The sequence below is a fragment of the Marseilla massiliensis genome (assembly GCF_016899955.1).
Taxonomy (GTDB): domain Bacteria; phylum Bacteroidota; class Bacteroidia; order Bacteroidales; family Bacteroidaceae; genus Prevotella; species Prevotella intestinigallinarum.
On sequence record NZ_JACJJL010000044.1, the window covers coordinates 1 to 10,203 of the forward strand.

Below are 10,203 nucleotides of genomic sequence, written 5' to 3' on the forward strand. Positions count from 1 at the left end.
GTTGCTAACAAACAGATGAAACTTTTAAGGAGGTTTATCTGCCTTAACATTAACGTGAATTCGTCGAACTCACGTTAAAATAGTAAAATCAAGAATTAATTTGCGAATACAGAATGCAAAGATAATACAAATAAGCGAAATACAGACCAAATTACAGAAAAAAAACAACAGAAAATTAAAGATTCATTAGGCTTTGATGATTTTGGAGCGCAAAGTAAAGCCGCACGAAAGCCAACTTGAACCGGAATTGCGCTGCCACCCCGCTACCGAAATACGGGTGTGGCAACGGCGCGGAAAAGAAAGGCAAAACGAGATAAAAAGCCAGGCGCGCCGCTCCACAGTGTGGAACGGCGCGCCTGGCATATCGGAATGCCTGCCACGGCAAAGCCGCAACCCGGCATTGCTGCCCGTAACACGCCCATGAGGCAGGCGCACAGCGTCACTTCATGCGCCACCCCGAGGGGCCCTCAACCATTGGCACCACCACCTCTTCCCTGGTGCTGTCGCCAAAGCACAGCAACAGAAACACGTTGGTTTGGCGGGCCACCGAGTCGGCCACATACTTCACCACGCTCACACGGGCTATGCCGCCGTGCTCCTCCCGCTGCCGGGCCATGAACTGCTTGGCGCCGGCCAGCAACTGCTCGCGGTAGGCCGCAGGCAGGCTGTCGGCGCCGGCCACACCGGCCAGATAGTCGGCATAGCGCCCCGCAATGAGGTGGCCATAGCCCTCGACGGCAGCCTTGGCAGCCTGTTCGCCGGGCTTGGGCTCTTCCTTGCAAGCAGCGAAGGCAGCAGCCACGATGCACAACAATGCGACGACCGGGCCTTTCATGCTACTTCTGGCGTATGAAGATGTTGATGGGCGAGCCCGTCAGAGTCCAGTTTTCACGTATCTTGTTCTCGAGGAAACGGCGGTAGGGCTCCTTGATATACTGCGGCAGGTTGGCGTAGAACACAAACGACGGTATCTGGGTGTTGGGCAGCTGCGAGCAGTACTTTATCTTGATGTACTTGCCCTTGATAGATGGTGGCGGATAAGCCTCTATCAACGGCAGCATCACCTCGTTGAGCTTGGTGGTGCCGATGCGCAGCTTGCGGCTGAGGTAAACGTCCTTGGCCGTCTCGAGCACCTTAAAGATGCGCTGCTTGGTGAGTGCCGACGCAAACACTATGGGGAAGTCGGTGAACGGTGCCATGCGGTTGCGTATGGCCGTGGTGAAGGTGTCTATCACCTTCTGCGTCTTGTCTTCCACAAGGTCCCACTTGTTGACCACCACGACAAGGCTCTTGTTGTTCTTCTGTATTATCTGGAAGATGTTCATGTCCTGGGCCTCGATGCCCCGCGTGGCGTCAATCATGAGTATGCATACGTCGCTGTTCTCGATGGCGCGTATGGAGCGCATGACGGAGTAAAACTCGAGGTCGCCCGTCACCTTGTTCTTGCGGCGTATGCCGGCGGTGTCTACCAGGTAGAAGTCGAAGCCAAACTTGTCGTACCGCGTGTATATGCTGTCGCGCGTGGTTCCGGCAATCTCGGTCACTATGTTGCGGTCTTCGCCGATGAAGGCGTTGATGATGCTGCTCTTGCCTGCATTGGGTCGGCCCACCACGGCAAAGCGGGGTATGCCGTCCTCGAGCAGTTCGCCGTTGCCCTCGGGCAGCTTGGCCACCACGGCATCGAGCAGGTCGCCCGTGCCTCCGCCCGATATGGCGCTCACACAATAGGGGTCGCCCAAGCCCAGCTTGTAGAACTCGGCCGCATAATAGCGCTGCGCGTTGTCGTCGGCCTTGTTGGCCACGAGTATCACGGGGAGCTTGGTGCGCCTCAGTATCTTGGCTACGTCCATGTCGAGGTCTGTGACGCCGTTGTTCACGTCGACGAGGAAGAGCACCAGGTCGGCCTCTTCGGTGGCTATCAATACCTGCTTGCGTATCTCCTCCTCGAAGATGTCGTCGGAATTGACCACCCATCCGCCGGTGTCAACAACGGAAAACTCACGCCCGTTCCATTCGCACTTGCCGTACTGACGGTCGCGCGTGGTGCCTGCCTCGTCGCTCACAATCGCCTGTCGCGACTGGGTGAGGCGGTTGAAAAGTGTAGACTTGCCCACGTTGGGTCGTCCTACTATTGCTACTAAATTTGCCATTTGCTTGTTTACTATGTGTTGTTGCGGCACGCGGGCAACGCCCGGTGCCGCTTTGTTGCTGAATCAATGCCATGCCCGCGCGGCCCACGGCCACCACCGTCAAACGGGGTTGTAGCCGAAGCTGTCGAGCTCTTTGTCGGAGCTACGCCAGTCTTTGTCGACCTTTACGAACACTTCGAGGTAGACGCTCTTGCCGAAGAAGCGCTCGAGGGCCTTGCGGCTCTCGGTGCTCACCCGCTTCAGGGCAATGCCCTTGTGGCCTATGACGATGCCCTTCTGCGACTCGCGCTCCACGTAGATGACGGCGTTGATGTGTATGTGTGTGTCGTCTTCCTTGAAGCTCTCCACCCTCACCTCCACCGAATAGGGTATCTCCTTGGCATAGTATAGCAGTATCTTCTCGCGTATTATCTCGCTCACGAAGAACCGGGCCGGCTTGTCGGTGAGCTGGTCTTTGCCGAAGTAGGGCGGACTGTCGGGCAGCAGCTCGCCGATGCGCTTTAGAAGCAGGTCGGTGCCAAACTTGTTGAGCGCCGATATGGGCAGAATCTCTGCCTTGGGCAGCAGCTCGTGCCAGCGGCCCACTATCTGGCCGAGCTTCTTCTGGTCGGTCTGGTCTATCTTGTTGATGAGAAGCAGCACCGGGACGGTCATCTTTGCCACCTTGTCTAGGAAGTCCTTGTTTTTCGTAGGGTCTTCTATCACGTCGGTGACATAGAGCAACACGTCGGCGTCCTGCAGTGCCGACTCAGAGAAAGCGAGCATAGACTCCTGCAGCTTGTAGTTTGGCTTGAGCACACCCGGTGTGTCTGAAAATACAATCTGCATCTCGGGCGTATTCACTATGCCCATGATGCGGTGGCGTGTTGTCTGCGCCTTAAACGTAGCTATCGATATGCGTTCGCCTACGAGCTGGTTCATCAGCGTAGACTTGCCCACGTTGGGATTGCCCACTATGTTTACAAATCCTGCCTTGTGCATTTGTGCTGTATTTTTGCATTTGCGCCGCTGTGCCCATACCTTTATCGGGCGTAGCGGCGATAGTGTCTGCAAACTTACGAAAAAAAAATGAAACTGCCTACCCTTTTGCAGAAAATCGTAGCGGCGGCCTGTGCTTTTGCCGCCATGTGGGCTGCTGGGCCGCCACCGGCAAAGCCACGCCGGCACGCAAACAAAAATCACCGGGGCCGGCAAGCGGGCCGGATTACGGCCTGTACCGACGCCACACGGCGGACGGTAGGCGCGCCGAAAAAACGCAAGCCCGATGCCCCGCCGGGCCAAGGCACGACAGGACATCGGGCAGGAATGGGCACAGGCAGCCGCAGGCCGGCGCATGCGGCGAGGCTGCCGGAGCCGCAGGCCGCTGACGCCGAGGCCCACGGCAAGCAGGCCGCCGGCGGTCAGAACCTCAGGCTGATATAGAAGCGCATGGAGCCCACCTTCCACTTGGCCGACGGCTCGTCGCCCGACAGGTCGATGTCGCCGCCGTCCTCAATGTCTTCGAGCTCGCTTAGGTCGAACATGCTGTCGTACTTGACATTGCCCCAACGGCCCTCGATGCCTAAGGAGATGGCCTTCCAGGCCACTGCGCCGCCAAACGAGAAGAATGTGCCGTAGCTTGTGCTGAACTCCTCGGCGGCGTAAAGCATCGACATCGTAGGCGTGACACGGAAATAAAGGCTGGCCTTCAGCTCATCGACGGGATTGACCGTGACAGAAGGGCCTATCGACATGCCTATCTCGGCCTGGTACATGTCTTCGGTCTCAACGCCGGTGCCATCGTCGCCGCCCGACGTGCCGTAGTCGCCTGGGTCGTAATAGTTGCCGCCGTCTTGCGACGAATCGTAGCCGTCGCCTCCAAAGAACCCGAACTTGTCTTCATACTTCGCGAAGTTGATGTCGAAATAACTCCAGTCGATGCCAAACTTAATCATGCCCAGGATTGGCTTCTTGTGCAAATAATATGTGCGCCCGCTGGTAAGCGCCACGCCCAGGTTTGACCGCCATGTGCCGTTGATGTCTTTCTGGGTGAGGCTCTGGTTGACGTAGGCAATGTTGAAATACTTGGCGCGGTCGTTCCATATCCTGCGGTTGCGCGAGTCTTCCTCCAGCTCCTGGTTGCTCGACTTCAGCGAACGCATCTCTTGCTGCAGCGAGTCGACAAGCATGGTGAGAGAGTCGCCCGAGTGTACTCCGGGTGCCACCTCTTGTATCTGTTGGGCTGCGGCGTGGCCCGAAGCCAACACTGCAATCGCAGCCATAATCATACTTTTCATTGTCATTGTTGTAATCGTAGTTTTATGTTAGCAATGTTATATTCTATCCATTTCTGCCATGAAGTTCCAGTCAAGGAAGATGTACACGCCGCCACGCTCTATCAGCACGTCATAAATAACCAAGCCGGCATCGCCACTGTCGGGAACCACAAATGTGATGCCGTCGGCGGTCACGGTTGTCTCGGCATAATGATAATCCTGGTTCTCATTGCCGCCATAGAGCAATACGCGGTCGCCCTGAATGAAACATTGGCCGCCTATGGTCAGGGTCTCGCCCGGACGATATGTGTCGGCGGCAGGGTAACTCAAGCACGAATACGGTGGTGCAGACACTTGGCCAACGTAGAACTCCTCGCCGTTGCGCTCAAGGTAGACTTGGGCTTCGCCCAATATGTATGCCGCCGACTCTATCATTTGATCGTCATAGATGAGTATGTTGGCCTCCTGCTCAACAGTTGAGACTGTAATGCCGCCCTCGTTGTCGAAAGTCATTGAACGCAGAAAGATACGGTCGACATCTGAAAGGTCCATGCCTTCAACGGTGAAAGTGGTAAGCCCGTCCGTCTGCGATGTGGTATTGCACGAATAATTGTATAGCTGTATGTAGCCTATGAAATACTTCACCCCATTGCGTACAACGTAAACAGTGGCGTTGCCCCATACAATCTCGCCCGGGATGACAAAGTCAAGGTATGTGTCGCCATAGTTTATGACAGTGGCTTCAACCTCGGTCAAGACGTCGGCCACGCCGTCGCCATTATAATCTAAATCTTCGCTATAGCCCGGTTGGCCACTTTCGTTGGTGCCATTCTGCACCAGCACCCTGTCGCCGGCAGTAAAACCAGTGCCGCGCAGGGTAACCACCGACCCTGTATAAAACTCACCGTAACTCGGCAGCATCACATTGATTGTTGAACCGTCTGCGACCGAATCGTCTGTAAACGGGGCGTGCTCGTCCTCAACGCACGACACTTGCATCATGGCTGTGAGCAACATCGGCAACAACACACGGCCTGCCTTTAGTATTCTTTCCTTCATTCTCCCTTTGTTTTGATGTTAAACATATAGTCTTAAAAATGCAAATCATGGCTAAATACGCTAATTGCCATTAAAAGCACAAACAGAAAATCGCGTTCAAAGTTAATGTTTTTTAATCTCATGGCCAAATATTCCGCACGAAAATTCAAATTATAACCAAAACTAAGAAAAGGCCAACCGGTTGCCAACGCCAACACCACGATGCGTTGCACTAAAATGTAAGTAGCTGCCTGAATTAAATTGCCACCAGATAGTGCGCAGTTCCCGGAACGGCTTCCAAAGCCGGAAGAGGGGGCGGAATGGGCCACTCGACCGATGGGGCTCTTGGAAACAGCCCGTAAAAGCGTGAAAGATGACGGTAAAGGCAACCCGCATGAATTACAAAGGGCGCATTGCATGCAAAACAAAAACAGCGCCCCACCCGGCTTGCAGGTGATGCGCTGCTTTTGTTAAGTAGCTGTTCAAAATTAACAGATACAATAGACCTTGCAGGTGTCCTCTATATCTTTGCCACCATCTTGTGTGCTCTTTCGGGCCGCATACCAAAGTCTCATCGGTCGCGTAGCCAGCTACGCTCTCTCTTCGGGCTTTGGCATGCGTCTCCGAAATAGCGCACAATTTGATGGCAATTAATTCTGAACACCTACTTAAAACTATCAACAGGCTTATTTTGCCTCGTGAACAGAACTGCCGTCGTAACCCCACTTCACATAGGTGGCGCCATGCACAAAGCCTGCACCGAAAGCCGTGAATATGAGGTTGTCGCCCTTCTTGAGCCGTTTTTCATTATCCCAGAGGGCCAACGGTATGGTGGCGGCACTTGTATTGCCGTAATGCTCGATATTGACCATCACATGGTCCATAGACAGGTCGAGGCGCTTTGCCACAGCCTCTATGATGCGCATGTTCGCCTGGTGGGGCACTACGAAGGCAATGTTGTCCTTATTCAGACCGTTGCGTTCTGCGATGAGCGCGCAGTCGTCGCTCATGCTTGTCACGGCGTAGCGGAACACCGTGCGCCCTTCCTGGTAGAGGTAGTGCAGACGGTGGTCAACAGTAAACGGCGACGGCGGGCACACTGAACCTCCGGCCTTGATGTGGAGGAAAGGCAACCCCTTGCCGTCGGTACGGAAATGCGAATCCATGAGCCCGACATTCTGCTCGGTTGTTGCTTCCACAAGCACGGCGGCAGCACCGTCGCCGAAAAGCGGACAGGTGCTACGGTCAGTGTAGTCGACCACAGACGACATTTTATCGGCACCGATTACAATAATCTTCTTGTAACGGCCGCTCTGAATCATCGACGCAGCAACGTCGAGAGTATAGAGGAATCCGCAGCAGGCAGCCCAGAAATCAAACGCAAAGGCGTTTTTCAGCCCGAGCTTGCCCAGCACTATCGATGCCGTGGACGGAAACTGGTAATCGGCAGTTGAAGTGGTGACGATGAGGGCATCAATCGTGTCTGGGTCGACCCCCGTCTTATGTAGCAACTGCTTTGCTGCCTTGCGCGCCATGTACGACGTCCCAAGGCCCTCTTCGGTGAGGATGCGGCGCTCCTTGATGCCGACACGCGTCATAATCCACTCATCGTTGGTGTCTACCATCCGCGACAGCTCGTCGTTGTTAAGGACGTAGTCGGGAACGTAGCCTCCGATACCTGTGATTACCGCGTTGATCTTCTCCATTATTCAGCCACTTCTTCCTTAACTACAGCCACCTTTCCACGGTAGTAGCCACAAGTGGGGCATACATGGTGGTATACGTAGTAAGCTCCGCAGTTGGGGCATACTGCCAATGTAGGCGCTACTGCATTGTCATGGGTTCTTCTTTTGCGTGTACGAGTCTTTGACTGTCTTCTTTTAGGATGTGCCATTTTCTTTTAATCTTTAATTATTGTTTTTAATTTCTCTAATCCGCTCCACCGTGGGTCCACGGCCTGCGAGCCTTCCGCATCGTCGGCCATGCCGGCAGAGTGCTCGCTGAGAGCCTCCATCATGGCGACATTGCACTGGCCGTCGGCATGGACGTGCTTGATGGGGATGCCTAAGGCTATGAATTCGTAGATGTACCACGCCACATCAAGCACACCGTCATCCTCGGGCACTGTAACGAGGTCTTCATCATCGGAATATTCATCTCCAAGCCTGGCTGTCAACTGGCCATCGGCAACCACAGGCTGGCGCATATCGTCAAGGCAACGGTCGCAAGCGACTGTCACCTCGGCGTCTATATGAAAGCGAAGCTCGAAGTAACCACCGGCAACTTTCCTCACAGTAAGGCTGACATCGGCATCGCCACGCCTAACCTCGGGGGCGTCTATAGCCTCGAAGTAGCTGTCACTGAGGCGATAAGTGAACGTTGTAACGTCATCACTCAGCCCTTTAAGGTCTATCTTCAATGATTCCAAACTGCACATTTGCCTGCTTCCTTTTAACAATTGCACCCACCGCACACGCCTACGACTATCCTTCCCGGCGCATGCGGGCACAATGTTTCGGGCTGCAAAGTTACGAATTATTTTTCATATCTGCCAATTATATTGCTTTTTTTTGCATTGCACGGCTGCTCTTTGATGAAAAACATTGATAATCAATCAAAAGCGGCTACGCACAATGCTACTGGCCATAAATGCCTGCCCTATTATGCACGAGCCTGGCATCAGGCCGCCGAAGGCCCCGTTTCGCATTAACTCGGTATGGGCATTGCAACGTCAGCCCACCGCGCGGCTCACACCCATGCGCTATGTTACGGTTTGCCAGCCATCTCAGCGTAAGAGCAGGTCTGTTGCGCAGGGGCCAGGGCTATGCTTTCCGCAATTCGATGCGGAACACCGTTCCCCGGCCCACCTCAGAGCTTTTAACAAAGATCTTGCCTTTGTGATACTCCTCGACAATTCTCTTTGCCAGCGACAATCCCAAGCCCCATCCCCGTTTCTTGGTTGTGAAACCGGGGGTAAAAACGCTCTTCAGGTCTTTCTTCCTTATGCCCTTGCCTGTGTCATGCACTTCAACGACAACCCTTCCCGGCTCATCGAGCAGGCGTATGAGTATTGTGCCGCTGCCCTCCATGGCGTCGACGGCGTTCTTGCAAAGGTTCTCTATCACCCACTCAAACAACGACGAGCTCATCTTCACGACCACGTCATGGCCTGGGAATTCCTTTTTTATAAGCACGCGCGACGATGTGCGGCGCCCCATGTAGTCGACGACATGCTCCAGCACTTCGTTCATCGAACAGTCAACGGGCTCGGGCAACGACCCTATTTTCGAGAAACGGTCGGCAATAAGCTCCAGTCTCTTGACGTCTTTGTCCATCTCCGGTATCAGGTCGTCATCGGGATAGTTCTCTTTCAACACCTCCACCCACGCCATGAGGCTTGAAATGGGAGTTCCAAGCTGGTGGGCCGTCTCCTTTGACAAGCCTACCCACACCTTGTTCTGCTCTGCACGCTTCGATGAAAGCAATGCAAAAATAGCCACAACGACAAAAATCAGAACCACCCCAAGCTGTATGTAGGGATACGACGAGAGCCGCTTGAGCATGTTGGATTCGTCGTAACACACGAGTTGGTAATCCGACTTGCCCGACGCCCCGCCGAAGTCAACCTTTATATATTTGCCGGAACGGTACATCTGATGGCCCAGGGCGGAGATGTAAGCCATGGAGTCGGCCTCATTCCTTGCATTGACCTTCACATTCCGGTAGTCGGTAACATTGCCACCGGCATCCATGACTATTACGGGAATGGTATTGTTTCCGCGTATGACGCTAAGCACAAGGGTTAGGTCGGTGTTCTCGTCTGCATTGCTTAAGGCATGCAATGCCTGAGCCCACACTTCCATCTTATTGCGTTCTTCTTTTGACAAATCGTCTACAAGGATGTGCGACACAGACAGTGAAACCACAGCTATCACCACTGCAACTATAACCAATAGCATCCTTATTTGCCGTACACGGTCAGTCCACTGCATGTCGAATTTCTAAATTAATCATCAATACTAAGCTACTTTATGATTGCCGTCACTATTTACATAACGAGAAAAACCGCAAAGATATTGCACAAAGAAGGAACAAAGGCTATGGCAACTGCTTGTCGGCAAAGGGCACAAAGCCTGCATATTGCCGTAATATTGGGCCTACGACTTGCACGCAAGCGTAATTGCTGAGCATGCGGCCTGTACGCCGTATTACGTTTGCGAAGCTGAAAAAAGCGTTGGATGATGCAATATTACCGCAGAATTGGCCAACCTTTGCGATAGTATGGAGGCAACTCTATCCGTCACATGCGAGAAAAAGAAGAAACGTTATGCACATCAAGCGCTGTGAGGCGAAGGGTATCTTCAAATAGAATGCCGAGATGGCATAGTTGGCTCACGTTTCCTGTAACAAACAAATAATTGTTTTAGAAGTTAAGGAGTTAGGAAGTAAAGGAGTTAAGACAATAGTTTAGTGTATATTTTGGAGACAGGAGGCAGGAGACATGAGTGCAGACATTTGTCATCTAACTCCTTGTAACTCCATATAACTCCTTGTAACTCCATATAACTCCATATTGTAACTCCTAAAAAGCCCCTGGATATATCTGGCGAGCCCATATATGGCTGCCGCAGGCGGGGATACAAAAAATGCCGCCCGACCGGGGATCAACCCGGCGGGCGGCATCATGAAAGGCGGCGGCATCCTACTCTCCCGCATTGCAGCGCAGTACCATCGGCGCAACCGGGCTTAACTTCTCTGTT

Annotated in this window: 9 protein-coding genes; all 9 read right to left on the reverse strand. The window is 53.5% G+C overall.

Features of this window, described 5'->3' with window-relative positions:
• Positions 1-439: 439 nt before the first annotated feature.
• A complete protein-coding gene (locus H6B30_RS15220; RefSeq protein WP_239484161.1) occupies positions 440-835 on the reverse strand; it encodes a hypothetical protein in 396 nt (131 codons plus the stop codon).
• A 1-nt stretch (position 836) separates the two neighbouring features.
• A complete protein-coding gene (der, locus tag H6B30_RS15225; protein ID WP_205112106.1) occupies positions 837-2,150 on the reverse strand; it encodes a ribosome biogenesis GTPase Der in 1,314 nt (437 codons plus the stop codon).
• A 99-nt stretch (positions 2,151-2,249) separates the two neighbouring features.
• Positions 2,250-3,131, reverse strand: coding sequence for a GTPase Era (era, locus tag H6B30_RS15230; RefSeq protein WP_205112108.1), 882 nt, complete (start codon positions 3,129-3,131; stop codon positions 2,250-2,252).
• 419 nt (positions 3,132-3,550) lie between these two features.
• A complete protein-coding gene (locus H6B30_RS15235; RefSeq protein ID WP_205112110.1) occupies positions 3,551-4,426 on the reverse strand; it encodes a hypothetical protein in 876 nt (291 codons plus the stop codon).
• A 36-nt stretch (positions 4,427-4,462) separates the two neighbouring features.
• On the reverse strand, positions 4,463-5,464 hold the full coding sequence (locus H6B30_RS15240) for a hypothetical protein (protein WP_205112112.1): 1,002 nt from the start codon (positions 5,462-5,464) through the stop codon (positions 4,463-4,465).
• 665 nt (positions 5,465-6,129) lie between these two features.
• The gene (locus H6B30_RS15245; RefSeq protein ID WP_205112114.1) at positions 6,130-7,149 is read right to left on the reverse strand and encodes a beta-ketoacyl-ACP synthase III; all 1,020 of its coding nucleotides are present in this window, start codon (positions 7,147-7,149) and stop codon (positions 6,130-6,132) included.
• Positions 7,149-7,337, reverse strand: coding sequence for a 50S ribosomal protein L32 (gene rpmF, locus H6B30_RS15250; protein WP_205112116.1), 189 nt, complete (start codon positions 7,335-7,337; stop codon positions 7,149-7,151). Before rpmF ends, H6B30_RS15245 begins: the two co-directional genes overlap by 1 nt.
• 6 nt (positions 7,338-7,343) lie before the next feature.
• The gene (locus H6B30_RS15255) at positions 7,344-7,880 is read right to left on the reverse strand and encodes a YceD family protein (protein WP_205112118.1); all 537 of its coding nucleotides are present in this window, start codon (positions 7,878-7,880) and stop codon (positions 7,344-7,346) included.
• A gap of 385 nt (positions 7,881-8,265) precedes the next feature.
• Positions 8,266-9,435 carry a sensor histidine kinase gene (locus H6B30_RS15260; RefSeq protein ID WP_205112120.1) on the reverse strand — a complete coding sequence of 390 codons (1,170 nt, stop codon included), beginning with the start codon at positions 9,433-9,435 and terminating at the stop codon, positions 8,266-8,268.
• Positions 9,436-10,203 lie beyond the last annotated feature (768 nt).

Bases quoted from the DNA above. Each gene is read 5' to 3' on its own strand.
- H6B30_RS15235 (WP_205112110.1), bottom strand. From the start codon at position 4,426: ATGAAAAGTATGATTATGGCTGCGATTGCAGTGTTGGCTTCGGGCCAC.
- H6B30_RS15245 (WP_205112114.1), bottom strand. From the start codon at position 7,149: ATGGAGAAGATCAACGCGGTAATCACAGGTATCGGAGGCTACGTTCCC.
- rpmF (WP_205112116.1), bottom strand. From the start codon at position 7,337: ATGGCACATCCTAAAAGAAGACAGTCAAAGACTCGTACACGCAAAAGA.
- H6B30_RS15240 (WP_205112112.1), bottom strand. From the start codon at position 5,464: ATGAAGGAAAGAATACTAAAGGCAGGCCGTGTGTTGTTGCCGATGTTG.
- der (WP_205112106.1), bottom strand. From the start codon at position 2,150: ATGGCAAATTTAGTAGCAATAGTAGGACGACCCAACGTGGGCAAGTCT.
- H6B30_RS15260 (WP_205112120.1), bottom strand. From the start codon at position 9,435: ATGCAGTGGACTGACCGTGTACGGCAAATAAGGATGCTATTGGTTATA.
- H6B30_RS15220 (WP_239484161.1), bottom strand. From the start codon at position 835: ATGAAAGGCCCGGTCGTCGCATTGTTGTGCATCGTGGCTGCTGCCTTC.
- era (WP_205112108.1), bottom strand. From the start codon at position 3,131: ATGCACAAGGCAGGATTTGTAAACATAGTGGGCAATCCCAACGTGGGC.
- H6B30_RS15255 (WP_205112118.1), bottom strand. From the start codon at position 7,880: ATGTGCAGTTTGGAATCATTGAAGATAGACCTTAAAGGGCTGAGTGAT.